Origin of the sequence: Pseudomonas sp. SORGH_AS_0199 (assembly GCF_031453735.1) — a bacterium.
Taxonomy (GTDB): Bacteria; Pseudomonadota; Gammaproteobacteria; order Pseudomonadales; family Pseudomonadaceae; genus Chryseomonas; species Chryseomonas aestiva.
In genome coordinates, this window is record NZ_JAVJAE010000001.1 from 2,313,462 (window position 1) to 2,338,041 (window position 24,580).

General features: G+C 64.7%; 24 protein-coding genes and 3 tRNA genes. 17 read left to right on the plus strand and 10 right to left on the minus strand.

Going from position 1 to position 24,580, the window contains the following annotated elements; all coding sequences use genetic code 11:
* Window positions 1–180: 180 nt before the first annotated feature.
* From alaS to QE444_RS10885, 14 genes are all read left to right on the plus strand, one after another.
* Window positions 181–2,805 (plus strand): alanine--tRNA ligase, encoded by a 2,625-nt coding sequence (alaS, locus tag QE444_RS10820; protein WP_309738442.1) that lies wholly within the window; start codon window positions 181–183, stop codon window positions 2,803–2,805.
* 226 nt (window positions 2,806–3,031) lie between these two features.
* Window positions 3,032–4,267 (plus strand): aspartate kinase, encoded by a 1,236-nt coding sequence (locus tag QE444_RS10825; RefSeq protein ID WP_133859548.1) that lies wholly within the window; start codon window positions 3,032–3,034, stop codon window positions 4,265–4,267.
* A 156-nt stretch (window positions 4,268–4,423) separates the two neighbouring features.
* The gene (csrA, locus tag QE444_RS10830) at window positions 4,424–4,609 is read left to right on the plus strand and encodes a carbon storage regulator CsrA (RefSeq protein ID WP_007159101.1); all 186 of its coding nucleotides are present in this window, start codon (window positions 4,424–4,426) and stop codon (window positions 4,607–4,609) included.
* A 61-nt stretch (window positions 4,610–4,670) separates the two neighbouring features.
* Window positions 4,671–4,761 (plus strand) — tRNA-Ser (locus QE444_RS10835).
* 106 nt (window positions 4,762–4,867) lie between these two features.
* Window positions 4,868–4,944 (plus strand) — tRNA-Arg (locus tag QE444_RS10840).
* A gap of 60 nt (window positions 4,945–5,004) precedes the next feature.
* Window positions 5,005–5,081 (plus strand) — tRNA-Arg (locus QE444_RS10845).
* A gap of 141 nt (window positions 5,082–5,222) precedes the next feature.
* The gene (locus tag QE444_RS10850) at window positions 5,223–5,663 is read left to right on the plus strand and encodes a thioesterase family protein (RefSeq protein WP_158893939.1); all 441 of its coding nucleotides are present in this window, start codon (window positions 5,223–5,225) and stop codon (window positions 5,661–5,663) included.
* 2 nt (window positions 5,664–5,665) lie between these two features.
* On the plus strand, window positions 5,666–6,664 hold the full coding sequence (locus QE444_RS10855; protein ID WP_187978883.1) for a tRNA-dihydrouridine synthase: 999 nt from the start codon (window positions 5,666–5,668) through the stop codon (window positions 6,662–6,664).
* A 153-nt stretch (window positions 6,665–6,817) separates the two neighbouring features.
* Window positions 6,818–8,821, plus strand: coding sequence for an FUSC family protein (locus QE444_RS10860; protein WP_309738456.1), 2,004 nt, complete (start codon window positions 6,818–6,820; stop codon window positions 8,819–8,821).
* On the plus strand, window positions 8,808–9,011 hold the full coding sequence (locus QE444_RS10865) for a DUF1656 domain-containing protein (RefSeq protein WP_042135685.1): 204 nt from the start codon (window positions 8,808–8,810) through the stop codon (window positions 9,009–9,011). Before QE444_RS10860 ends, QE444_RS10865 begins: the two co-directional genes overlap by 14 nt.
* Window positions 9,012–9,039: 28 nt before the next feature.
* Entirely contained in the window at window positions 9,040–9,942 is a 903-nt protein-coding gene (locus QE444_RS10870; RefSeq protein ID WP_187978885.1) for an HlyD family secretion protein, read from the plus strand.
* Window positions 9,943–10,038: 96 nt separating this feature from the next.
* Complete coding sequence (locus tag QE444_RS10875) at window positions 10,039–10,350, plus strand: DUF485 domain-containing protein (RefSeq protein WP_133859542.1); 312 nt, start codon at window positions 10,039–10,041, stop codon at window positions 10,348–10,350.
* Window positions 10,347–12,002, plus strand: a complete 1,656-nt coding sequence (locus QE444_RS10880) for a cation acetate symporter (RefSeq protein ID WP_133859541.1) — start codon at window positions 10,347–10,349, stop codon at window positions 12,000–12,002. The genes QE444_RS10875 and QE444_RS10880 overlap by 4 nt, the downstream gene beginning before the upstream one ends.
* Window positions 12,003–12,206: 204 nt before the next feature.
* Window positions 12,207–12,365, plus strand: a complete 159-nt coding sequence (locus tag QE444_RS10885; protein WP_007159093.1) for a DUF3309 family protein — start codon at window positions 12,207–12,209, stop codon at window positions 12,363–12,365.
* 157 nt (window positions 12,366–12,522) lie between these two features.
* On the opposite strand, the gene dacB is transcribed toward QE444_RS10885, so the two are convergent.
* From dacB to QE444_RS10905, 4 genes are all read right to left on the minus strand, one after another.
* Window positions 12,523–13,986: a D-alanyl-D-alanine carboxypeptidase/D-alanyl-D-alanine-endopeptidase gene (gene dacB / locus QE444_RS10890; protein ID WP_133859540.1), complete on the minus strand. Its 1,464-nt coding sequence runs from the start codon at window positions 13,984–13,986 to the stop codon at window positions 12,523–12,525.
* A 167-nt stretch (window positions 13,987–14,153) separates the two neighbouring features.
* Entirely contained in the window at window positions 14,154–14,303 is a 150-nt protein-coding gene (locus QE444_RS10895; RefSeq protein ID WP_017639713.1) for a hypothetical protein, read from the minus strand.
* Between the two features lie 26 nt (window positions 14,304–14,329).
* A complete protein-coding gene (locus QE444_RS10900; RefSeq protein WP_187978887.1) occupies window positions 14,330–14,986 on the minus strand; it encodes a hypothetical protein in 657 nt (218 codons plus the stop codon).
* Between the two features lie 107 nt (window positions 14,987–15,093).
* Entirely contained in the window at window positions 15,094–15,303 is a 210-nt protein-coding gene (locus QE444_RS10905) for a cold-shock protein (protein ID WP_007159089.1), read from the minus strand.
* Between the two features lie 697 nt (window positions 15,304–16,000).
* Here QE444_RS10905 and QE444_RS10910 point away from each other — a divergent pair.
* Both QE444_RS10910 and QE444_RS10915 read left to right on the plus strand, forming a co-directional pair.
* On the plus strand, window positions 16,001–16,270 hold the full coding sequence (locus QE444_RS10910) for a hypothetical protein (protein WP_252977097.1): 270 nt from the start codon (window positions 16,001–16,003) through the stop codon (window positions 16,268–16,270).
* Window positions 16,271–16,603: 333 nt separating this feature from the next.
* The gene (locus tag QE444_RS10915) at window positions 16,604–17,455 is read left to right on the plus strand and encodes a S1 RNA-binding domain-containing protein (protein WP_187978888.1); all 852 of its coding nucleotides are present in this window, start codon (window positions 16,604–16,606) and stop codon (window positions 17,453–17,455) included.
* On the opposite strand, the gene QE444_RS10920 is transcribed toward QE444_RS10915, so the two are convergent.
* The 6 genes from QE444_RS10920 to QE444_RS10945 form a co-directional block, all read right to left on the minus strand.
* Window positions 17,409–20,030, minus strand: a complete 2,622-nt coding sequence (locus QE444_RS10920; RefSeq protein ID WP_309738466.1) for a ligase-associated DNA damage response DEXH box helicase — start codon at window positions 20,028–20,030, stop codon at window positions 17,409–17,411. The two genes, QE444_RS10915 and QE444_RS10920, sit on opposite strands and share 47 nt — an antisense overlap.
* Before the next feature lie 11 nt (window positions 20,031–20,041).
* Complete coding sequence (locus tag QE444_RS10925; RefSeq protein ID WP_007159085.1) at window positions 20,042–21,373, minus strand: deoxyguanosinetriphosphate triphosphohydrolase; 1,332 nt, start codon at window positions 21,371–21,373, stop codon at window positions 20,042–20,044.
* Between the two features lie 94 nt (window positions 21,374–21,467).
* A complete protein-coding gene (locus tag QE444_RS10930) occupies window positions 21,468–22,646 on the minus strand; it encodes an EAL domain-containing protein (protein WP_280306948.1) in 1,179 nt (392 codons plus the stop codon).
* 99 nt (window positions 22,647–22,745) lie between these two features.
* Entirely contained in the window at window positions 22,746–23,087 is a 342-nt protein-coding gene (locus QE444_RS10935; RefSeq protein ID WP_187978890.1) for a hypothetical protein, read from the minus strand.
* Window positions 23,084–23,476, minus strand: coding sequence for a phage holin family protein (locus tag QE444_RS10940; RefSeq protein ID WP_133859534.1), 393 nt, complete (start codon window positions 23,474–23,476; stop codon window positions 23,084–23,086). Before QE444_RS10940 ends, QE444_RS10935 begins: the two co-directional genes overlap by 4 nt.
* A 15-nt stretch (window positions 23,477–23,491) precedes the next feature.
* On the minus strand, window positions 23,492–23,887 hold the full coding sequence (locus tag QE444_RS10945; RefSeq protein ID WP_187978891.1) for a YqjD family protein: 396 nt from the start codon (window positions 23,885–23,887) through the stop codon (window positions 23,492–23,494).
* 350 nt (window positions 23,888–24,237) lie between these two features.
* Here QE444_RS10945 and QE444_RS10950 point away from each other — a divergent pair, with 350 nt between their 5' ends.
* Window positions 24,238–24,525, plus strand: a complete 288-nt coding sequence (locus QE444_RS10950; RefSeq protein ID WP_007159080.1) for a DUF3509 domain-containing protein — start codon at window positions 24,238–24,240, stop codon at window positions 24,523–24,525.
* The last annotated feature ends 55 nt before the right edge of the window (window positions 24,526–24,580 follow it).

Sequence of the window (24,580 nt, forward strand, 5' to 3'; positions counted from 1 at the left end):
CCGACGACGTTTTTCCTGCGCAACCGGGGCGACACCGGGGCGCGGGCGTCGATATACTCCCAGACATGCGTGTCCGTTTTCCGCACGTGCCGCGTCTGCGGCGCCCGCTCCGTTCGTCTCGTCTGCGATCCAGTCGGATGCCCGTCACGCGCGTCGAAAAGCCCATTGTCTGGAATGAATATGAAAAGCGCCGAAATCCGCGAAGCCTTCCTCCGCTTCTTCGAAGAGAAGGGGCACACCCGGGTCGCCTCCAGTTCGCTGATCCCCGCGAACGATCCGACCCTGCTGTTCACCAACGCCGGGATGAATCAGTTCAAGGACTGCTTCCTCGGCATGGAAAAGCGCAGCTACACCCGCGCCGCCACCAGCCAGAAGTGCGTGCGCGCGGGCGGCAAGCACAACGACCTGGAGAACGTCGGCTACACGGCGCGTCACCACACCTTCTTCGAGATGCTGGGCAACTTCAGCTTCGGCGACTATTTCAAGCGCGACGCCATCACCTTCGCCTGGGAATTCCTCACCTCGCCCCAGTGGCTGGGTCTGCCCCGGGAAAAGCTCTGGGTCACCGTCTATGCCACCGATGACGAGGCCTACGACATCTGGACCAAGGAAGTCGGGGTGCCCGAGGCGCAGATGGTGCGCATCGGCGACAACAAGGGCGCCCCCTATGCCTCGGACAACTTCTGGACCATGGGCGACACCGGTCCCTGCGGCCCCTGCACCGAAATCTTCTTCGACCACGGTGCCGAGATCTGGGGCGGCCCGCCCGGCTCCCCGGAAGAAGACGGCGATCGCTACATCGAGATCTGGAACAACGTCTTCATGCAGTTCAACCGCACCGCCGATGGCGTCCTGCATCCGCTGCCGGCGCCCAGCGTCGACACCGGCATGGGCCTGGAGCGGGTCAGCGCGGTGCTGCAGCACGTGCATTCGAACTACGAGATCGACCTGTTCCAGCAACTCCTGGCGGCTTCGGCCGAGGCCATCGGCTGCGCCAATGACGACGCCCCGTCGCTCAAGGTGGTGGCAGACCACATCCGCTCCTGCAGCTTCCTGATCGCCGACGGCGTGCTGCCGTCCAATGAAGGCCGCGGCTACGTGCTGCGGCGCATCATTCGTCGCGCCTGCCGTCATGGCAACAAGCTGGGCGCCAAGGGCACCTTCTTCCACAAAATCGTCGCCGCCCTGGTGGCCGAAATGGGCCAGGCCTATCCCGAGTTGATCCAGCAGCAGGCGCACATCGAGCGCGTGCTGCGCACCGAGGAAGAGCAGTTCGCCAAGACCCTGGAGCAGGGTCTGAAGATCCTCGAGCAGGATCTGGCGCAACTGCAGGGCGACACCATCCCCGGTGACGTGGTGTTCAAGCTCTATGACACCTACGGCTTCCCGGTCGACCTGACCAACGACATCGCCCGCGAGCGCAACCTCAACCTCGACGAGGCCGGTTTCGAGCGCGAGATGGAAGCCCAGCGCGAGCGCGCCCGTTCCGCCAGTGCCTTTGGTGTGGATTACAACAGCCTGGTCAAGGTCGAGGGCGAAACCCGCTTCCTCGGCTACGACACCACCAGCGCCTCGGGCACCATCGTCGCCCTGTACCGTGCCGGTCAGCCGGTGGACAGCCTGGCCGAAGGCGAGGAGGGCGTGGTCATCCTCGACCAGACGCCGTTCTACGGTGAATCCGGTGGCCAGGTCGGTGATACCGGTACCCTGGAAAGCGCCGGCGTCGGCTTTGCCGTGCGCGACACCACCAAGACCCAGGGCGCCTTCCTGCACCATGGCGTGGTGACCAGGGGCAGCCTCAACGTCGGCACCGCGCTCATGGCCCAGGTCGACGCCAGCCGTCGCCAGGGCATCGCCCTGAACCACTCCGGTACCCACCTGCTGCACGCCGCGCTGCGCCAGGTGCTGGGCGATCATGTCCATCAGAAGGGCTCCCTGGTCAACGACCAGCGCCTGAGATTCGACTTCAGCCACTTCGAGGCCATCAAGCCCGAGGAGCTCAAGCGCATCGAGACCATCGTCAACGAAGAGATCCGCAAGAACAGCGCGGTGACCACCGAGGTCATGGCTATCGACGAAGCCAAGGCCCGCGGCGCCATGGCGCTGTTCGGCGAGAAGTACGGCGACGTGGTGCGCGTGGTCGGCATGGGCGGTGAGTTCTCCGTCGAGCTGTGCGGCGGCACCCACGTGGCCCAGACCGGCGACATCGGCCTGCTCAAGCTGGTCAGCGAAGGCGGCGTGGCCTCCGGCGTGCGCCGCGTGGAGGCCATCACCGGCACCGCGGCCCTGGCCTACCTCAATGGCGCCGAGGAGCAGCTGCGCGAAGCCGCCAGCCTGCTCAAGGGCAGTCGCGACAACGTGCTGGACAAGCTGGCCGCGCTGGTCGAGCGCAATCGTCAGCTGGAAAAGGAAATCGAGCAGCTCAAGGCCAAGGCCGCCAGTGCCTCGGCCGGTGACCTGGTGGACCAGGCGCAGGACGTCAAGGGCGCCAAGGTGCTCACCGCGCGCCTCGACGGTCTCGACGGCAAGGCGCTGCTGGCGCTGGTCGACCAGCTCAAGAACAAGCTCGGCAGCGGCATGATCCTGCTGGGTGGCGAAGCCGACGGCAAGGTGGTGCTGGTGGCCGGCGTCACCGCCGACCTGACCGCCAGGCTCAAGGCCGGCGAGCTGATGAAGCGCGCCGCGGCCGTGGTCGGTGGCAAGGGCGGCGGTCGTCCGGACATGGCCCAGGGCGGCGGCACCGATGCCAGCCAGCTCGAAGCGGCCCTGGCCTGTGCCGGCCAGTACGCCGAGGAAAGCCTATAGGAGCCATAATCTCGCGAGCTAGAGCCAAACAAGGCGGAAGTGCTTGAGGAAGCGGATCGGACTCGCGTTCGAGTTTACGAATGGTAAATGAGCATTCCGAAAGCAATCCCAACGCCGTTTGGCCGACGCGCAGCAGATTATGAACGGGCTCGGGTCGCCGGGGAGGGCGGCCCGCTTCCTCCCTCAACAACTTGAATCAGATTTTTCTGCGGACGGGCAGCAAGCAATGGCATTGATCGTACAGAAATTCGGCGGTACCTCGGTGGGTACGGTGGAGCGTATCGAGCAGGTCGCCGACAAGGTGAAACGCTTCCATGAGGCAGGCGACCAGATCGTGGTGGTGGTGTCGGCCATGAGCGGCGAGACCAATCGCCTGATCGGCCTCGCCAAGCAAATCATGGAGCAACCCGATCCGCGCGAGCTGGATGTCATGGTTTCCACCGGCGAGCAGGTCACCATCGGCTTGCTGACCATGGCGCTGCTCAAGCGCGGCGTCCAGGCGGTTTCCTACACGGGCAGCCAGGTGCGCATCCTTACCGACAGCGCGCACACCAAGGCACGCATCCAGCAGATCGACGACGCCCGCATCCGCGCCGACCTCAAGGCGCGCAAGGTCGTGGTCGTGGCCGGCTTCCAGGGTGTCGACGAGCAGGGCAACATCACCACCCTGGGCCGTGGTGGCTCCGACACCACCGGCGTGGCCCTGGCGGCCGCGCTGAAGGCCGATGAGTGCCAGATCTACACCGACGTCGACGGCGTCTACACCACCGATCCGCGCGTGGTGCCCCAGGCCCAGCGCCTGGACAAGATCACCTTCGAGGAAATGCTGGAAATGGCCAGCCTCGGCTCCAAGGTGCTGCAGATCCGCTCGGTGGAATTCGCCGGTAAATACAACGTGCCGCTGCGCGTGCTGCACAGCTTTCAGGAGGGTCCGGGCACCCTCATTACCCTTGATGAAGAGGAATCCATGGAACAGCCGATCATCTCCGGCATCGCCTTCAACCGTGACGAAGCCAAGCTGACCATTCGCGGTGTGCCGGATACCCCCGGCGTGGCCTTCAAGATCCTCGGCCCGATCAGTGCGGCCAACATCGAAGTCGACATGATCGTGCAGAACGTCGCGCACGATAACACCACCGACTTCACCTTCACCGTGCACCGCAACGACTACCAGGCGGCCCTGGAGATCCTCAAGCGCACCGGCGTCGAGATCGGTGCCCGGGAGTCCGTCGGCGACACCAAGATCGCCAAGGTCTCCATCGTTGGCGTGGGCATGAGATCCCATGCCGGTGTGGCCAGCCAGATGTTCGAAGCCCTCGCCAAGGAGAGCATCAACATCCAGATGATCTCCACCTCCGAGATCAAGGTATCGGTGGTCATCGAGGAGAAATACCTCGAACTGGCCGTCCGTGCCCTGCATACCGCTTTCGAGCTCGACGCCCCCGCACGCGGCGCCGAGTGACCGGTCAGATGAGGTCTCTGCCACAGGGACCTCATCTGACGCGGGTTCTACGGAACTTTACTTGCATGGACAGAGGTCAATAGCGACTAGAAGGTCCATTCAGGGATCGTTTCGGTTCATACGTGCAGACTGAGTTAAAAGCTTAAGGAGAATGGAATGCTTATTTTGACTCGTCGGGTTGGTGAGACCCTGATGGTGGGTGATGAAGTCACCGTGACGGTACTGGGAGTCAAGGGCAACCAGGTCCGCATCGGCGTCAATGCACCCAAGGAAGTCGCGGTTCATCGCGAGGAAATCTATCAGCGCATCCAGAAGGAAAAGGACCAAGAACCAAACCACTGATTTTTTTTGAATTTTTCTCTTTGCAAACGGGCAAACCTTCGATATAGTTTCGCCCCGTTGCGGTGAGGTGGCCGAGTGGCCGAAGGCGCTCCCCTGCTAAGGGAGTACACCTCAAAAGGGTGTCGAGGGTTCGAATCCCTCCCTCACCGCCATTTGCTTCAAACTGGCTCCGCTGTACTGACCGATTGGTAAGTACCTGATAAACAAGCAAATTTGCTTGACACGTCAGAAACGGAAGCTAGAATACGCAGCTTCAACGCACTCGTAGCTCAGCTGGATAGAGTACTCGGCTACGAACCGAGCGGTCGGAGGTTCGAATCCTCCCGAGTGCGCCAAATCGACGAAGCCTCTGGCTTCAGCAGTACCAGCGGTGTCCTGGTTAAACTCACCGAAACGCACTCGTAGCTCAGCTGGATAGAGTACTCGGCTACGAACCGAGCGGTCGGAGGTTCGAATCCTCCCGAGTGCGCCAAACATGAAGAAGGGCCTGCAGCGATGCAGGCCCTTTTTTATTGCCCGTGGATTCGTGCCAGTATCCGCGACCGGTGACCTGACCGGTTTCGTATCGGTCCGGCTTCCCGTCTTTCGACCTTGCCCGCGAGAGGGTCTCTTCATGCAGTGGGACAGACCGACTCCCCATCTCCTGCCGCTGCGCATCGGCGCCGAGCACATCGACGGCCTGGGCCATGCCAACAACGCCGTCTACGTCAGCTGGCTAGAACAGTGCGCCTGGCAGCACTCGGCGGCCCTGGGTCTGGATCTGGCCACCTTCCAGCGCCTGGATCGCGCCATGGCCGTGGTGCGCCACGAGATCGACTACCTCAGCAGTGGCTACCAGGATGATGAGCTGGTGCTGGGCACCTGGCTGGTGGACTGGGATCGACGCCTGCGCATGACCCGGCAATTCCAGCTGCAGCGCCCCGCCGATGGCGTGACCCTGCTGCGCGCCCGGACGACCTTCGTCTGCATCGAGCTGTCCTCCGGCAAACCCAGGCGCATGCCACCCGAATTCCTGGTTGGCTATGGCCAGGCGCTCCCTGGCGAGGACCTCTGAGCATGGAGATCGCCCTGGCGCCCATGGAGGGTCTCGTCGACGACATCCTGCGCGAACTGCTGACCGAGGTGGGTGGACTCGACTGGTGCGTGAGCGAATTCATCCGCGTCTGTGATCGGCTGCTGCCGGCGGCGGCCTTCGCCAAGCTGGCACCGGAGCTGGAGGAGGGCGCGCGCACGCCATCCGGTACGCCCATGCGGGTGCAACTGCTGGGCTCGGATCCGGCCTGCCTGGCGGACAACGCGGCCTTTGCCTGCACCCTGGGCGCGCCAGTGATCGATCTCAACTTCGGCTGCCCGGCCAAGACCGTCAACAAGTCCCGCGGCGGAGCGGTGCTGCTCAAGGAGCCGGAGCTGCTCAACCGCATTGTCGAGAGCGTGCGCCAGGCCGTTCCGGCGCACATTCCGGTCACCGCCAAGATGCGCCTGGGCTATGACAGCCCGAACGGCGCCCTGGCCTGCGCCGAGGCGCTGGCGGAGGGGGGCGCGGCGCAACTGGTGGTCCATGCGCGGACCAAGGTCGAGGGTTATCGTCCGCCGGCGCATTGGGAGTGGGTGGCGCGGGTGGCTGACCGGGTGTCCGTGCCGGTGCTGGCCAATGGCGAGATCTGGACCCTGGACGACTACTGGCGCTGTCGCAGCGTCAGCGGCCAGGCCTCGGTGATGCTGGGGCGCGGTCTGGTCTCGCGACCGGACCTGGCGCTACAGATCGCCGCTGCCGTACGCGGAGAAGAGGCCGTCCCGCAGAGCTGGGCCGAGATCCTGCCGCGGGTGCAGCGCTTCTGGAGCATGGCGCAACGCAAGCTGGCACCGCGCTATGCCCCGGGACGCCTCAAGCAGTGGCTTGGCATGCTGACGCGCAGCTATCCCGAGGCTGCGGCCCTGTTCGCCCAGGTGCGGCGCGAATCCGATTGCGCCCTGATCGACCGCCTGCTTGGCATGACCGGACAAAACCCGGCAAACCTTGATCTCGATCAAGAGCGGCGGCTGCAACTCGGCTAGTCTGCAGGGAGTGGTGACGACGGAGCGTCGTCGCTCGAGCACGCAAGGCACTTCAGGCGACCCCGGGTCGCCTTTTTTTCGTCCGGCATAACCGCTGGAACTTCGCCTGGGCCGCGCGGCCTATGCTGGATCCCTCGCAATCCAAGAGCCGACGTGCGTCTACCCTGGACGGTCTTTCTCGCTCCCACGCCGACGGCGCTCCTCTTTGCCGGCAAGACCCTGTTCGCCGCCGGACTGGCGCTCTGGCTGGCCTTTCGCTTCAGTCTCGAACAACCGGTCTGGGCCTGCATGACGGTGATGATCGTCTCCCAGCCGCTGTCCGGCATGGTGCTGGCCAAGGGATTGTTCCGCCTGCTCGGCACCCTCGTCGGCACCTGCATGGCGGTGGTGCTGATGGGCTTCTTCGCCCAGACGCCCTGGCTGTTCCTGCTCGCGCTGGCCGGCTGGATGGCGCTGTGCACGGCGGCCTCGACCCTGCTGCGCAATCACGTCGCCTATGGCTTCGTGCTGGCCGGCTATACGGTCGCCATCATCGGCCTGCCCGCCATCGCCCATCCGCTGACGGTGTTCGATCAGGCGGTGGCCCGCTGTACCGAGATCTGCCTGGGTATCGTCGTGGCCTCGGCGGTGAGTGCGCTGTTCTGGCCGCAACGGGTGGAGCAGAATCTGGCTGTCCAGGCACGCCGCACCTGGGAACAGGGCGTGGCTGCCGCCCGGGCGGAGCTGGCCGACGCCCAGGATGCCACCCAGGGACTGCTGGCCATGCTCGGCCAGGTGGTGGCGGTGGATGCCCAGCGCGATCACGCCTGGTTCGAAGGCCAGCGCGGCCGGCAGCGCGCCAGGGCGTTGGGGCTGCTGTCGCGGGACCTGCTCAGCCTGTTGCGGACCGCTCGCGGCGCCATGCGCCAGTGGCGTGGCCTGGACGAGCCGCGGAGGGCCGTCCTGCAGCCCTGGCGCGACGAACTGCTCACGACCCTGGCCGACACCCAGGCTCCGGCCCTGGAAGCCCTCCTGCAGCGTCTGCGAGAGGCTGCCGGCACCTCGCCGCAACTCGACAACGACCAGCGCTACCTGCTGGCCCGTTTCGCCATCCTGCTGGACAAGATCCTGCTCGCCGGCCGCGCTCTGGACAGCGTCCATACGGCCCGGCTCAGCGCCGTGGCGCCTTCGGCGCTGGCCCGCCATCGCGATGTCCAGACGGCGCTGCTCTATGGGCTGCGCAGCGCCTGTGCGTTGCTGGCCGTTGGGGTGTTCTGGCTGGCCAGTGCCTGGCCGTCCGCGCCAGGTGCCATGCTGATGGCCGGCGTCATCTGCAGCCTGTTCGCCAATCGCGACAACGCTGCCGCCATCGGCCTCGGTTTCCTGCGGGGCATTCTCTATGCGGCGCCGGTCGCCATCCTGATCAGCCAGGTGCTGCTGCCGCAGATCAGCGGCTATCCGCTGCTGTGCCTGGTGCTGGGGGTGCCGCTGTTCTTTGCCGCCCTGGGGATGGCCGGGCCTCCCAGCGTGGTGGGAACAGCGACGGCCTTCGCCATCCATCTGCTGGTGCTGGTCTCGCCCAACAACCACGGCCAGGTGGAGATGGGTGCCTTGCTCAACCAGCTGCAGAGTCTGCTGATCGGCGTCGGTTCGGCCGTGCTCATGTTCCGCCTGATCAGTCTGCGCACGCCGCGGCGCACCAGTCGCCGGATCCTCGAGGCCACCACCCACGACCTGCAGCGGCTGACCACGGTCCCCCTGGCCAATGCCGAGACCTGGTTCGGCGGCCGGATGGCGGATCGCCTGTTGCTGCTGGCGCGGCATATCGAGCAGTTGTCGGCCAGCGAACGCGGCCGCTGGGAGCGGGGCCTGCTGGCGCTCGATCTGGGCAATGAACTGCTGCACCTGCGCGCCTGCCTGGCAGGTGCCCGGGGCGAAGTGGCACGGGCGCGGGATGCCTTTCTCGGGCGCTTCGCCGAGCAACTGGCGGTCGGCTTCGATGACCTGCAGCCGGACGCGCTGGACACGGCGGCCCAGCGCCTGCGCGTGGCGCTGGGCCAGGCCCCCGACGATGAGCCGCATCGCCTGGCGCGCGGCGCCATCGGCCAGCTCCAGCAGACCTGGCGTGGCTGTTGTCTGAAAGCGGTAGCGGAGGAGGGCGCGGATGAATCTGCATGAATGGGCCATCGGCGGGGTCTATCTGGGGCCGCTGTTCGTCTATGGCGTTCTGGCGCTACTGCTGACGGCGCTGTCGCTGTGGCTGCTGCAGCGCAGCGGCCTCGGCCGCCATCTGTGGCACAGCGCCCTGTTCGGCTGTGCGCTGTTCGTGCTCTGGCTGGCCGGCCTCGTCGCTGTCCTGGCCACCTGAGCCCCCTGACAAGAGGATCCCCAAGGCGATGCACAAGACCCTGCGTGTGGCGATAACCCTGAGCGTGGTACTGCTCGCCATCCTGGCCGGTACCTGGCTGTGGCATTTCTACCTCTACACCCCCTGGACCCGCGATGCGCGGGTACGGGCGGACGTGGTGGTGGTGGCGCCCGACGTGTCGGGCTGGGTGACGCGCCTGGCAGTGGTGGACAACCAGCTGGTAAAGCGCGGCGATCTGCTCCTGCAGATCGACCAGCAGCGCTATCAGGCCAATCTCGACCATGCCAAGGCGGTGGCCGATACGCGCCAGCAGCAACTGCGTCTGCGCGAAAGCGAGGCGGCCCGGCGCCAACGCCTGGGTACCAGTGCCATCAGCGCGGAGGACCGCGAGACCGCCCAGGTCAATGTCGCCGTCGCCCGCAGCCAGTACCAGGAAGCCCTGAGCGACGTGAACCTGGCCCAGATCAACCTGGATCGCAGCCGGGTGCTGGCGCCGCGGGAGGGGCGGATCACCAACCTCAGATTCGCCGAGGGCAACTATGTGCAGACCGGCCAGGCGGTGATGGCGCTGGTGGATACTCGTTCCTTCTACGTCATGGCCTATTTCGAGGAAACCAAGATCCCCCATATCCACCCCGGCGCTGCGGTACGGGTGCGCCTGATGAACCAGGCAGCGCCGCTGCAGGGACGGGTGGCGAGCATCAGCAGCGGCATCACCGATCGCAATGCGGCCAATGATGCCCAGTTGCTGGCCAACGTCGAGCCGACCTTCAACTGGGTACGCCTGGCGCAGCGCATTCCGGTGCGCATCGAACTGCTCGACGTACCGGCGGATATCCACCTCAGTGCGGGGATGACAGCGAGCGTTTCAGTGCTCGATGGCGAGGGTCACCACCCGTTGCAGGGCTGGCGTCGCCTCTGGGATTACTGAGGTGTGGAGGGGTACGACTAAAGTCGTCTGGAAGCCTTACCGGGCGGGCCTAGAGTAGAGCTCGACGCTCCCGTCATGCTGTAAGGAACAACAATAATGAATGACAGCACCTACCGGCGGATTGAAGCCAGTCCGCGTTTCCAGGAACTGGTGGCGAAACGCGGGCGATTCGCCTGGACGCTTTCGGCCATCATGCTCGGACTCTATTCCGCCTTCATCCTCCTGATCGCCTTCGCCCCCAAGGTCCTCGGCACCCGTATCCATGCGGAGACCGCCATGACCTGGGGCATTCCCCTGGGCGTCGGTCTGATCCTTTCGGCGTTTGTCCTGACCGGTATCTATGTACGCCGGGCCAATGGCGAATTCGATCGGCTCAACGCGGAAATCCTCCGGGAGGTGCAGCCATGAGACGTCTTTCCCTGACCGCCGCGCTGCTGGCCCTCTCGCCTTCGCTCTGGGCCGCCGATGCCATCAGCGGCGCGGTCCAGCGCCAACCCCTGAACGTCTCCGCCATCCTGATGTTCGTGGCCTTCGTCGGCGCCACCCTGGGCATCACCTATTGGGCTTCCAAGCGCAATCGCTCTGCCGCCGACTACTACGCCGCCGGTGGACGCATCACCGGTTTCCAGAATGGCCTGGCGATCGCCGGTGACTACATGTCGGCCGCCTCCTTCCTGGGCATCTCCGCCCTGGTGTTCACCTCCGGCTACGACGGCCTGATCTATTCCATCGGCTTCCTGGTGGGCTGGCCGATCATCCTGTTCCTGATCGCCGAGCGCCTGCGCAACCTGGGCAAGTACACCTTCGCCGACGTGGCCTCCTATCGCCTCAAGCAGAAGGACATCCGTACCCTGTCCGCCTGCGGGTCGCTGGTGGTGGTCGCCCTCTACCTGATCGCCCAGATGGTCGGTGCCGGCAAGCTGATCCAGCTGCTGTTCGGCCTGGACTACAGCATCGCCGTGGTGCTGGTGGGTATCCTGATGGTGCTCTATGTGCTCTTCGGCGGCATGCTGGCCACCACCTGGGTACAGATCATCAAGGCGGTGCTGCTGCTGTCCGGTGCCAGTTTCATGGCCTTCATGGTGATGAAGCACGTCGGCTTCGACTTCAACCGCCTGTTCGCCGAAGCCATCGCCGTGCATCCGAAGGGCGAGGCCATCATGAGTCCCGGCGGTCTGGTGAAGGATCCGATCTCGGCCTTCTCCCTGGGTCTGGCGCTGATGTTCGGCACCGCCGGCCTGCCGCACATCCTGATGCGCTTCTTCACCGTCAGTGACGCCAAGGAAGCCCGCAAGAGCGTGTTCTACGCTACCGGCTTCATCGGCTATTTCTACATCCTGACCTTCATCATCGGCTTTGGCGCCATCCTGCTGGTCAGCACCAACCCGGCGTTCAAGGACGCCGCCGGCGCCCTGCTGGGTGGCAACAACATGGCGGCGGTGCACCTGGCCAACGCCGTGGGTGGCAGCATCTTCCTGGGCTTCATCTCGGCGGTGGCCTTTGCCACCATCCTCGCGGTGGTCGCCGGTCTGACCCTGGCCGGTGCTTCGGCGGTCTCCCATGACCTCTACGCCAGCGTGATCAAGCAGGGCAAGGCCAACGAGAAGGACGAGATCCGCGTCTCCAAGATGACCACCGTGGCGCTGGGCGTCGTCGCCATCGCCCTGGGAATCCTCTTCGAGAAGCAGAACATCGCCTTCATGGTGGGCCTGGCGTTCTCCATCGCCGCCAGCTGCAACTTCCCCATCCTGCTGCTTTCGATGTACTGGAAGCGGCTGACCACTCGTGGCGCCATGATCGGTGGCTGGCTCGGCCTGATCACCGCAGTGGCCCTGATGGTGCTCGGCCCGACCATCTGGGTGACCATCCTCGGTCATGCCAAGCCGATCTACCCCTATGAATACCCGGCGCTGTTCTCCATTGCCGTGGCCTTCATCGGTATCTGGTTCTTCTCCATCACCGACAAGTCGGCGGCTGGCGAAGAAGAGCGTGCGCGCTTCTATCCGCAGTTCGTCAGATCCCAGACCGGTCTGGGTGCCAGCGGCGCCGTCTCGCACTGACAGATATCTGCGACAAGACCAAGCCCGGATCTCTGATCCGGGCTTTCTTTTGGGCGTGAAAACACCGACTTGGCATGGGCAGCCGGAGTTACCTGACGACGTCGGGATTTTCCGTCGCTGGCGCGGGTCCATGGAATAGGCCCGTTGCTTCGTATCAAGCTGTTACGGCGACGGTCGACCCCTGGCCTTCATGGAGAATGGCAGATGACTCTCTCGACCATCCTGGTTCTGGTACTGCTGGTCCTGCTCATCGGCGGACTTCCGGTATTCCCGCATTCGCGCAGCTGGGGCTATGGCCCGTCCGGTATCGTGGGCGCCATCCTGGTCGTCCTGCTGGTACTGCTCTTGCTCGGCATGATCTAGCCCGTCAAAGGCCTGAAAATGCCCCACAAGGGTGCGTGGGACAAAGTTCTTGCCCAATGCGGTGCAGCGCGGTAACGTCGGCTTTCCGGCCTGCCTTGCCGAGTGTGGTAAACAAAACCGGCGTCTGCGCAAGCAGGCGCCGGTTTTGTTTTGCGCGTCAGTTGGCGACCGCGCCGTCCTGGCGGCTGCGCTGATAGAGGTCCAGCACCACCTCGTCCAGGATCGACGAAGCTCCCCAGGGGCGGCTGCTGTTGAGAATGGCGACCACCACCCAGTTGCGCGCGTTGGCGTCCCGGACGAAGCCCGCCAGGGCCCGTACATTGTTCAGGGTGCCGGTCTTCATGTGGGCCTGGCCGGTCAGCGGTGAATTCTTCATGCGCTTGCGCAGGGTGCCGTCCATGCCGGCCAGCGGCAGTGAAGAGATGAACTCCGGGCCGTAGGGACTCTGCCAGGCGGCGCGCAGGATCTCCGCCATCTCCCGGGCACTGACCCGCTCGGTCCGGGACAGGCCGGAGCCGTTCTCCATGATCAGGTGACTGGCATTGATGCCCTTGCGCGCCAGCCACGAGCGGATGACCCGCAGCGCCGCCTTGCTGTCGTCGGCATCCGCCGAGGTGCGGAATTGCGCCCCGATGGAGAGGAACAGCTGCTGGGCCATGGTGTTGTTGCTGTACTTGTTTATGTCGCGAATGATCTCCACCACATCGGGCGAGAAGGCCCGGGCGAGCAGCTCGGCATTGCGCGGCACGCTGCCCTCGCGGGTACGGCCCTTGATGCTGCCACCCAGTTCCTGCCAGATGGCCCGGACCGCGCCGGCGGTATAGGCAGGATGATCGAGCAGCGACAGATAGCTCTGGGCGTTGCAACCGTCCGGCAACTGGCCGCTGACGATGAGGCTGGTACTGCCATCGGCCTGAGGCACCGGATTGAAGCGCACTTCGGGCCAGGCCGGGCAACCGCTCTTGCCGGTGGCGCGCATCTGGTTGTCGATGTTGACGTTGGTCAGCGGCGGATCCATGGAGACGCTGACCCGGCCATCGGCCGAGCGGACCACCATGCGCACCGACTTGAGATTGACCAGCAGCGAGTCCGGACCGACCAGGAAGGTCTTGTTCTCGTCTTCGCCATCGTCGTTGAAGGCCGGCAGATTGGGTTTCACGAAGCGACCGCGATCCAGCACCAGGTCACCGGTGACTTCCAGCACGCCATTGGCGCGCAGATCACGCATGAGCAGCCACAGCCGCTCCATGTTCAGCTTGGGATCGCCGCCACCCTTGAGGTAGAGATTGCCGTTGAGGATGCCGTCCTTGAGCGTGCCGTCGGTATAGAACTCGGTCTTCCACTGATAGGTGGGACCCAGCAGTTCCAGGGCGGCAAAGGTGGTGATCAGCTTCATGGTCGAAGCCGGATTCACCGAGACGTCGGCATTGTAGTAGTCGTTCTCGCCCGGGCCATCGAGGGGCAGCATCACCAGCGACAGGTCGCTGCCGGGAATCTTGTTGGTCTGCATCGCCTTTTCGATTCGCGGCGGCAGGTAGGAGGTATCGGCATTGACGGGCAGGGAAAAGCCCAGGGCGCAGCAGCTCAGCAGCAGGCCCAGAGATCGGAAGGTCTTTCGCATCGGGACACACACCTTGGCAGGGTATCGGCCTAGTTGAAGAGAAAAGTGGCCGATAGACGTCGGAGTGTGGGCATTATGCAGTAAGGAGGGAGGGGCGAGCCAACCCCAAGGGGCAGGGCGCGGATAAAGAAACGACCGCCGCAGCAGTCGTTTCCGGAAAGGCGGGATCAGTTGTAGCCGGTGGCGTCCTTGGTACGGTCCGGACTGTTAGGCGAAGGCGGATCGCGCCCGTCGTCGGTCTTGGCGTGCTCGGTGCGCAGGGGCTTTTCGTCCTTGGGCAGTTCGCGTTCGTCGGCTTTGCGCTTTTCTTCGGCCATGGGATCCTCGTCTACGTGATTGCCGGTCAAGGTGTGACCGGCGCAGACGTTTCGCCGTTCCCCTGGGGCGAGGAGTGGTCAGCGAACACGCCGGCGTTCTGCAGCTGGCGCAGGGCTTCGTTGACCTGGCGGGCGAAGGATTCCTCGATGGCGGTCCCGGCCTGATGGCTGGCGGCCAGGGGCAGGAACCACACCCCCATCCAGGTGCGCACCGAGCTGGCGTTGCGCACGCGGGTGGACGGTCCGCTTCCCGGCGCGATCCATTCGGCGGTCAGCACATAGTCGTCCCTGGCGGTTCCCGGGACGAGAAAGAAGGTGGCGCCGGTGATCAGGCCACTGGCGATGGCGGCGGCGTAGGAGGTGCTGTTGTAGAGCTTGAGGCGCAGCAGGGCGTCGTCGGGTCTGCCGGGTTCCGGCACCAGGGTGATGCGGTCGAACAGTCCGGAGCCTGCCAGGATCTCGCGCAGCCGGGGCTTCAGGCCTTCACGGGCGACGGCGATCGACGTCGCCTCCTTGGCGTCCTCGACAGTGCCACGATAGAAATTGAATTCCACCAGCACATTGGGCCGCTGTGGTGGCGCGCTCAGGGACGTGCGGAATGGCTGGGAAGAGAGTTCGTCACCGGGAAAGGCGGCGCAACCGGCGAGCAGAAGCAGGCAGAGCAGGGCAGCGAGAGTCTTCATGAAACGCACCTCATCCCTAGGTGGCGATAGCGAAAGCTGGCAGGGGCCAACGTCCGCGCAAAAAAAAAGCCCAACCGGGGGTTGGGCTTTTTCGATAAGGCGGGTGATTAGATCACCTGCACCTCATCGGCCTGCAGGCCTTTCTGGCCTTGCACGACCAGGAAGGAAACAGCCTGGCCTTCTTGCAGGCTCTTGAAGCCGTTACCCTGAATGGAACGGTAGTGAACGAACACGTCCGGACCGCTCTGGGGAGTGATGAAGCCGAAGCCTTTCTCGTCGTTGAACCACTTGACGGTGCCAGTTTGGCGAGTAGACATGGATTTCTCCTTGAATAAGATGACGTTGTTGTCCAAAGGACGACAGTTTTGAAACGAGGAGAAACCCATGCCGCGAAAGCTGGCCCTGATGTACTCCAGGTTCTCGACAGGTGAGCCGCTTTGTAGAGACAGCCTCACCTGACAGCGATGGATGGTCTCAGACTGGCTTGCGCAAAACAAGACCTTTGAGCTGCCCGATGTTGACTTTACCGACCATGGTCGAAGCGGTAGCTGGAGCAGGTAAACGGCTGTTGGCGGAGGGAGCGCCGGGCGCTGTCCTGGGCCTGGTCACGTCGACTGCGAGCAGCGATCCGTGCTGAATCGTTTCCTGAACGGAGGGTACCGGGGAGCGAGACGCAGGGCAGTACGTCGAGTTCGGCAAGCCGTATTGCGCACCTGATGGTTCTGCAGGTTTTTCAGGAGCCTATGCGCCCCCTGCAGGCTCCTTTGAGCGTCGTTGCAGGTCGGCACCCTGGTCCTGCGCGCCGAGATGTCGCCAGTTGGCGTCCAGGCAGAGCTATTCCGTGGCCGGCCTGAGCCATGCACAGCCGTTGCGGGCGAGGGCTTAGCCTGGCGTGGCGGATCTCATAGGCCAGTGGTGTCGAAACGGTGATGACCTGCTCAATTCGGGTGGTGGCTAGGTGCTATTATTTCGTTCGAATTATTACCCCGGACCGCAAGGGTCCAAGGATCTACTGTGAAAAACGGACTGGAAAGCGCAGGACGCGCACTGGGCCATGGCCTCGCCGGATACCGCGTCGAGCTTCGTCGCCTGAACCTCAACGAGATACTGATAGCGGTTTACCACGCCCACCAGGCGATCAAGCTGACCCAGCGCATAGTGACCAACGAGCAGGCTACCAATCCGTTCCTGTTGAATACGGTCGTGGCGGCGATGCGCGTCGAGGCTGATACGGTCGGTCTCTTCATAGAGATTCCACTCGCAGCTGACTGCCTGACTGCCTGACTGCCTGAGTCAGGCGGTCACTGGATTCGACGTGGAGCAGTGGGCGCGCTCCTCGCGCGTGGGCTGCTTCCCTTCAGCCTGCGGTTCCAAGCCGCAAGCAGCCGCCAATAACATGATGCTCCGGCCCTACGGATGTGCCTTCGGCAACTCATGGCGCCGAGCTATGCGGGGATGGAGTCAGGTCAGGTCGAGGTTCGTCACACGAGCACTGCCTTGCCGCCATCAGCGTTGCGCATGCCGCCGAGCGACCTTTTCGACGATGCAGGCTAGCGATCGAGCAGTGGCCTTGATGATCGCGGTAAAATGGACCGCTTTCTACAGGAGTCTCCATTCATGGCCTTGCTGGGTCGCTTCAACAGCTTGCAGATTTTGCGCAACACCCCCATCGGTCTGTTCCTGGATGCCGGCAACGACGGCGAGGTGCTGCTGCCGCGTCGTTATGCGCCGCGTGACGAACCCTGCGCCGAAGGCGACTGGCTCAACGTCTTCCTTTATCTGGACAGCGAAGACCGCCTGATCGCCACCACCGATAAGCCGAAGGTGCAGGTCGGCGGCTTCGCCAGTCTGCGGGTGGTGGAGGTCGGCCGGGTAGGGATCTTCCTCGACTGGGGCCTGCCCAAGGACCTGCTGCTGCCGCATTCGGAAGAGAAGCGTCCGCTGCAGGTGGGCGACCATTGCGTGGTGCACGTGCATCTGGACGCCCGCACCCGGCGGATCGTCGCCACCGCACGCCTGGATCGCTATCTGGACCGCGACCCGCCGCGCTACAAGGTCGGCCAGCCGGTGCCGTTGCTGGTGGTCGAGCAGACCGACCTCGGCTACAAGGTGATCGTCGACAACAAGCACTGGGGCTTGGTGCATCGCAATGAGGCCTTCAAGCCGCTGCGCCTGGGTCAGCGCGAGCGCGGCTTCATTCGCGAGATCCGAGCGGACGGCAAGATCAGCCTGACCCTGCAGGCCCAGGGAGCCGCGGCGGGCGCCGATCTCGCCGAGCAGATCATCGCCCTGGCCAAGGCGCGCGGCGGGGTGCTGGAGCTCAGCGACAGCAGTCCGCCAGCCCTGATCCACCAGCTGTTCGGCGTCAGCAAGGGCAATTTCAAGAAGGCCATCGGCCATCTCTATCGCCAGGGCCGGATCGTTATCGAGGACGACCGGATTTCTGTACGCGAGGACGCCGCGCAGTAGCGCCACGGCGGGGCGTCAGATCGCTGTCATGGCTGGGTTGCACCAGGGATTCGGGATCGAAGGCGCGTGCTCGCTCGTCGGGCCCGGCTTCGCGTTCCAGATCGCCGACCAGGCGGGTGATGCGGTCGGCCAGCTTTTCCGAACTCAGACTCTCGCGCAAGCGCTCGACCATGAGGGGCAGCGCGAAGGGCGAGGGATGGTCCAGGTTCACCAGGCGCAGGGGCAGGGCGCCGGTCCGGGTCAGGGTCTGCTGCAGGCGATCGGCATCGAGTTCCTGGCGCAGGACTTCGGTCTGGGCCTGGCCGAGCAGCAGGTTGTCCGGGTCGTACTGGCGAAAGACCTGGTAGAAGAGACTGCTGCTGGCCTGCAGCTGGCGGTTGCTCTTGTGCGCCCCCGGATAGCCGGAAAAGATCAGCCCCGAGATGCGGGCTATCTCGCGAAACCGGCGCTGGGCGAGTTCGGCGGCGTTGAGACTGGCGAGGGTATCGCTGACCAGGTTGTCGGTAGTGAAGAGGCTGGCATCGAGTAGCTCCTGCCAGTCCAGGCTGACCGGTGAGACCAGTTCCAGGCCGTAGTCGTTGACGGCGATGGAAAAGGTGCAGGGTCTCCTCTGCGCCAGGCGCCAGGCCAGCAGGCTGGCCAGCCCCAGATGGGCATGCCGGCCGGCGAAGGGATAGAGGAACAGGTGCGAGCCTTCGCGGGATTCCAGGGTCTCGGCGAGCAGGTAATGGGCGCTGGGCAGTGCCGACCACTGCCGCTGTACATCCAGCAGCGGTTGCAGCAGGCGCATTTCCGGGCTTTCGTAACGCTGGGCCTCGGCGTCTTCGAGCAGGGCCAGCACGTGCCGGGCGAGGGTGTCCGAGAGCGGCATGCGACTGCCGCTCCAGCGCGGGATGGCGGCCTTGCGCCCGCTGGCACGGCGCACGTACACCGTCATGTTTTCCACCCGTACCAATTCCAGGGTACGACCGGCGAAGAGAAAGTGGTCGCCGGGCCGCAGCCGGGCGATGAAGCCTTCCTCGATATTGCCCAGGCGATTGCCACCGCCGCCCTTGGACCAGAACTGCACATTGAGGCTGGTCTCGCTGACGATGGTGCCGATGCCCAGCCGATGCCGCTTGGCCAGTTGCTTGTCAGGCACCCGCCAGATGCCTTCGGCATCGGGCTCGGCACGGCGATAGTCCGGATAGGCCGACAGCGAGGCGCCCCCGTTGCGAACGAAGGCCAGCGCCCAGATCCATTCGCCTTCGCTGAGGTGGCGATAGGCCCAGGCGCTGCGGATCTCCGGTAGCAGGTCGTCCGGTTCGAAGCCGCCGCCCAGGGCGACGGTCACCAGATGCTGCACCAGGACGTCCAGGGGCTTGACCGGGGCGGTGCGCGCCTCGATCTCGCCCGCGGTGATGGCACGCCGAGTGGCCGCCGCATCCAGCAGATCGAGGCTGTAGGTGGGTACCAGGGTCGCCCGCGAGGCCCGGCCCGGGGCGTGACCACTGCGGCCGGCGCGTTGCAGCAGGCGCGCGATGCTCTTGGGCGAGCCGATCTGCAGCACCCGCTCCACCGGCAGGAAATCCACCCCGAGGTCGAGGCTGGAGGTACAGATCACCGCCTTGAGCTGGCCATTCTTGAGACCGGCCTCCACCCATTCGCGGGCCTGCTTCTCGATGGAGCCATGGTGCAGGGCGATCAGACCCGCCCAGGTCGGGCGCGCCTGCAACAGGGCCTGGTACCAGAGTTCGGTCTGGGCGCGGGTGTTGGTGAAGACCAGGGTGGTGGGGCTGTCTTCCAGTTCGCGGATCACCTGCTGCAGCAGCCGCATGCCCAGGTGCCCGGCCCAGGCGAAGCGTTCGACGCCGCCTTCGGGCAGCAGGGTGTCCACCTGCAGGCGCTTGTCCTGACGACCCTGGACGAGCTGGCCCGGGGCACCGGCCAGCAGCACATCCAGCGCATGGGCCTGATTGCCGAGGGTGGCCGACAGGCCCCAGGTCTGCAGCCCGGGATTCCAGCGCCGCAGGCGGGCCAGGGCGAGTTGCGTCTGGGTGCCGCGCTTGTTGCCGAGCAATTCGTGCCATTCGTCAATGACCACCAGGCGAACCTGGCCCAGGGCTTCCTGGGCGTCCTCGCGGGATAGCAACAGCGACAGGCTCTCCGGCGTGGTGACCAGGGCCGTCGGCAGGCGGCGATTCTGCCGGGCGCGCTCGCTGCTGCCGGTATCGCCGGTGCGCAGGCCCAGGGTCCATTCCAGTTCTTCGTCGAGCACCGGCCGCTCCAGGGCGCGCAGGGTGTCCGCCGCCAGGGCGCGCATGGGCGTCAGCCAGAGCACGGTGAGCGGCGGTGGCGCCTGTTTGCGCTTGCTGGGCAGGCCCTTGGCGGTGATCGGCCTGGGTGCGACGAAGGCATCCAGGGCGGCCAGCCAGACCGCGTAGGTCTTACCCGAGCCGGTGGTGGCGTGCAGCAGACCGGATTCGCCGGCGGCGATGGCCTTGGCCACCTCGCGCTGAAAGGGAAAGGCCTTCCAGCCCTGGGCGGCCAGCCAGCGACTGCCAGGGCCCTTGCGCGTACGGGGTACGGTGGCCATCGTGGCGCTCCTTAGACCGGGTTGGAACGCCCGGTCATCTCGGCCGCCATGGCGGTGGCGTAGCTGTCGGTCATGCCGGCGATGAAATCGATCACCCGCATGAAGGCCTGGTGCAGGGTCCAGGAAGGATCGGGCGCGCTGTTGCCCAGCAGGTCGAGGATGCGGCGGCTCTTGAACGACGGCTCGCGCCCGCGGTGCTGCTCCAGGGCGGCGCCACAGAAGGCATTGAGCAGGATCTCCAGGGTGGTGTAGGCGCCGATCTCGTGCAGGGTCTTGCGCTTGTCGTGGAAGATCTTTTCCCGGGCCAGCGCCTTGGCGCGCTGCACGCAGAGCTTGGCCGGCCCGGCCATGTGTTCGACCAGGTCATCGCCCAGGGTGCCGGCGAGCAGGGCGTCCTGCTGGTCGACGAAGGCGCGGGCGGTGGCGTTGGTCAGGTGTTCGATGGCCTTGCCACGCAGGATGGCCAGCTTGCGCCGCCGCGAATCCTTGGGGCCGAGTTGCCGATAGGTTTCCGGCAGGTCGTCGCCGACCAGGCCCAGCAGCAGCGCCTCGACCTCGGCATAGTCCAGCAGCTCCATCTCTAGGCCGTCTTCCAGATCGATCAGCCCGTAGCAGATGTCGTCGGCGGCCTCCATGAGGTAGACCAGGGGATGCCGTGCCCAGCGCTCCGGGCCCAGCAGCGGCAGTTCGAGTTTCTCGGCGATCTGTTCCAGCAGCGGCAGCTCACTCTGGTAGCAGCCGAACTTGTGCTTCTTGTACCCGGGCGCTGCGGCATAGCGCGAGGTCCAGGGATACTTGAGGTAGGTGCCGAGGGTGGCGTAGGTCAGGCGGGTGCCGCCGTCGAACTGGTGGTATTCGAGCTGGGTCAGTACCCGGAAGCCCTGGGCGTTGCCTTCGAAATGCAGGAAGTCCTGGCGCTCCGCCTCGCTCATGTCGTCCAGCCAGCCGCGGCCGGCGGCCTGGGTGAACCAGTAGCGGATGGCGTCTTCGCCGGAATGGCCGAAGGGCGGATTGCCGATGTCGTGGGCGAGGCAGGCCGACTGCACCACCATGCCGAGATCGCTCGGATCGCACCAGTCGGGCAGCGCCCCCCTCAGGCTCTCGCCCACGCGCATGCCCAGCGAGCGCCCGACACAGCTGACTTCCAGGCTGTGGGTCAGGCGGGTGTGGATGTGATCGTTGCTGGTGACGGGGTGAACCTGGGTCTTGCGCCCCAGCCGGCGAAAGGCACCGGAAAAGATGATGCGGTCGTGGTCCTTGTGAAAGGGGCTGCGCCCCAGTTCATCCGGGCTGTGCAGGGGTTTGCCCAGCCGTTCGCGGATAAGAAGTGTCTGCCAGTCCAAGGCCGTCCTCGAGCTATCACCGATAAGGGGAGCGCCGGCGGTTGCCGTGCGGCGCTTCTGCGTTCTGACCTCGGCAACATACGATCATCACCGCTCACTTGGCAAAGCCCGGCAATTGACTGGCATCCAGGTCGATCAGCAGCAGGCGCTGACCGCTTTCCAGGAACTGGCTGGCGGTCAGGCAGTACTGGTTGGTGGTGGCGTCGCGGTAGACCGTCGAAAGCGCCAGGCGGCGCTCGTTCCAGCCTTCGGCCAGCAGGGCGTAGAAGTAGGGGCGCCAGGACCAGTTGTGATTGAGGTAGCGGCGATTCTCGCGCCAGAACATGCCGTTCCATTCCAGATTCGGGGTGATCTGGGTACCGGCGCGGTCGCACTGGTAGATGCGCAGCAGTCCGGGAAAGGCCTGGGGATCGGGCAGCGCGCTCAGGGGGCCGCCGTGTTCCGCCCAGGGTCTGAGCTGGGTGACGAATTCGGCGAGTTGCTGGCGCAATTCCAGTAACCGGGTCTGCTGGGCCAGCTTGCCATCGACGAAGCGGCTGCGCAGGGCGGCGAAGCGTTGCTGATGGCTGTCGCTCGCGCCCAGTTCGGCGGTGGCCTCGGCGAAGAGAAAGCCCTGCACGTAGCGGGCGCCGCATTCCAGGGCGAAGTCGAGTTCGGTCTCGGTCTCGACGCCCTCGGCGATCAGCCAGCAGCCGGTCTTTTCGGCCATCTGCGCCAGTGCCTTGACCGCGTCGCCCCGGGGGCCACCTCGCGCGGCGGCCTGGAACAGCCGCATGTCCAGCTTGAGGATATCCGGCTGCAGGTCCAGCACCCGATCCAGTTGCGAATAGCCGGAACCGAAATCGTCGATGGCGATGCGGATGCCGAGTTCGCGGTAGCGTGCGACGGCCTGGGTCAGGCTCGGCAGATCGCCGGCCGCCTCGGTGATCTCGTAGACGATCCGCGTCGGGTCGATACCGGAACGCTGCAATTGCGCCAGGCTGGGCAGGGCGACGCCATCGTCCAGCTGGCTGATCCAGCGTGGCGAGAGGTTGAGGCTGAGAAACCAGTCCTCCGGCGCGCCGGCGAAGCGCCGCAGCGCATCGTCCCTGAGGGTGCGGTCGAGCTGCAGCAGCTCCGCGGTCGGGGTATCGGGATTGGCGAACAGGGGGCCGACGGAGGCGTGGCGGCCATCGGCCTGACGCAGACGGCCCAGGGCTTCGACGCCGGCGATACGCCCGGTCGCGGTGTCGATGAAGGGTTGGAAGAAGGCAGTGGGCTGGCCAGAAAACACAGGGCTATCCTTATCGTGGGCGGAGCGTTCAGCTTAGCCATGCGATAAGGGTGCCAGATGACAGAATGGCTCCCGAGGGAGCCATTCTTCATAACACCGCTAGCGGGGCGGCGGCAGCGGCTGGTCAGCCTGCTCGCGATGGCGATTCTGCAAGCGGTTGACGATCGGGTAGAGCGCCAGGCCGATGCGGGCCAGCCGACCCACCGCGCCCAGGCGTTTGCCGAACAGCGACAGGAACACCGTGGCACCCAGCATCAACGGCTTCTTCGCCGAGCTGGCCACCTTGTCCCGGTTCGGTCGCACCAGGTCACCGATGAGACTGATGGGGTTATGCAGGGGCTGAGCGTTGTAGATCAGCTGCTGGCGATACATCTCCATGCGCAACCGGACCAGTTCCTTGCGCTTTGCCTGGCTGGTGGCAGAGGTAAGCGGCTGGTTCATGGCAGTAGGCGCTCCCGGTTGCGGTTGAGTTCTTCCAGGGTGGCATGGAAGGGCGCCGCACCCTTGACCAGGCTCAGGGCCCGCAGGATGCAGATCACCAGTGCCACCGCATAGAAGGCGCACAGGCCCAGCGTTGCGGCCATGCGGTAGGTATCCCAGAAGGCGATGATGACCGCTGCCGAGACGCCGACCAGTACCAGCAAGCCGAAGATCAGGCTCAGGCCGGTAAAGAGAAACAGCTGGAAGGTACGGACCTTCTCTTCCTGAACCTCGATGCCCAGCAGTTCCAGGTGACTCTGCAGCAGGCCGACCACTGCGCCGGCGAGGCGCTTGACCGATGGCTTGGGCGCCTCGTCAGGCAGCTCCCGTGGAGGAGAGGAGGTGTCCATGGCAGTCCCCCAGGCTTAGCGGCGCGAGGCCAGCAGGCCAATCAGGAAGCCGACGCCAGCAGCGATGCCGAGGGCCTTGAAGGGATTGTCGACCACGTATTCCTCGGTGGTTTCCTTGGCCGCGACGCCCTGGCGATAGAGATCGTCCTGCTTGGACTTGAGCACATCGCGGGAGCGTTCCAGGCTGGAGCTCAACTTGGCACGCAGTTCGTCTGCCTGCTCACCGGCCATGCTGGCGGTGTGCTTGAGCAGCTGCTCGGCATCTGCCAGCAGGGTGTGAAATTCGTCGGTCAGTGCCTGCTCGGCCTCGCCCAGATGACGACGGACCCGGTCAGCGTTCTGCTTGTGTGCCTGCTCATCGATGTCAGCGGCTAGCTCGTCTTTGATCACGGGAGGGATTTTGTCGTTCATGGAGCGCTCCTGATAGGCGATGGGTATCCGTTTCAGCCCTTTCGAGTGAGCGCTGGAAGCAAAGGTTCCACCGATCAGGACCGCCATGGCGCTCTACCGGCGCCTTTATAAGGTCGGGAGGCAAAATGCCCAACGACCGGCAAGGCGGACGAATGGTCATACCTTATCGATTTTGCTCTGCTGAAAGTTCCGCAGCAAAACCCGATTAGCAGAGCTGGCTCACAAAATCGGGCACTAGCGCCATTGCGGGTCTTATTCAAGTAGAGCGCAAGAACTTTGCTGTTTCTATCACTGTCAGTTGCGTCGTATTTGATCGTCCATGCACTTCTAGACAAATAAGAGGGGGAAGAATGGAAAACGCCATAGATAGACTGACTGCCGCTTTCAGTACTTATAAATGCTCGGTCACGGCGCCTCGCCCTGATGGCAGTATTGTGCTGACGGTGCAGGATCAGCAGTGTGACGATGCGCGGGTGAACCGGGTGGTCAGCGCCCGTCAACTGGGCGAGAGCCAGCTGCTGAAAACGGTAATCGACGAGGTTCGCAAGGACGTATCGCTGCGGGCCGGCGCGCTGGCGCCGCAATCCATGGCGGTGCTGCGGGCCACGGGCGCCAACATGCTGAGATATTCCGAGTAACGACTCGACGCAGAAAGCTTCAGCGCGAGACTTGCAGTACGGATGCCCTGGCATT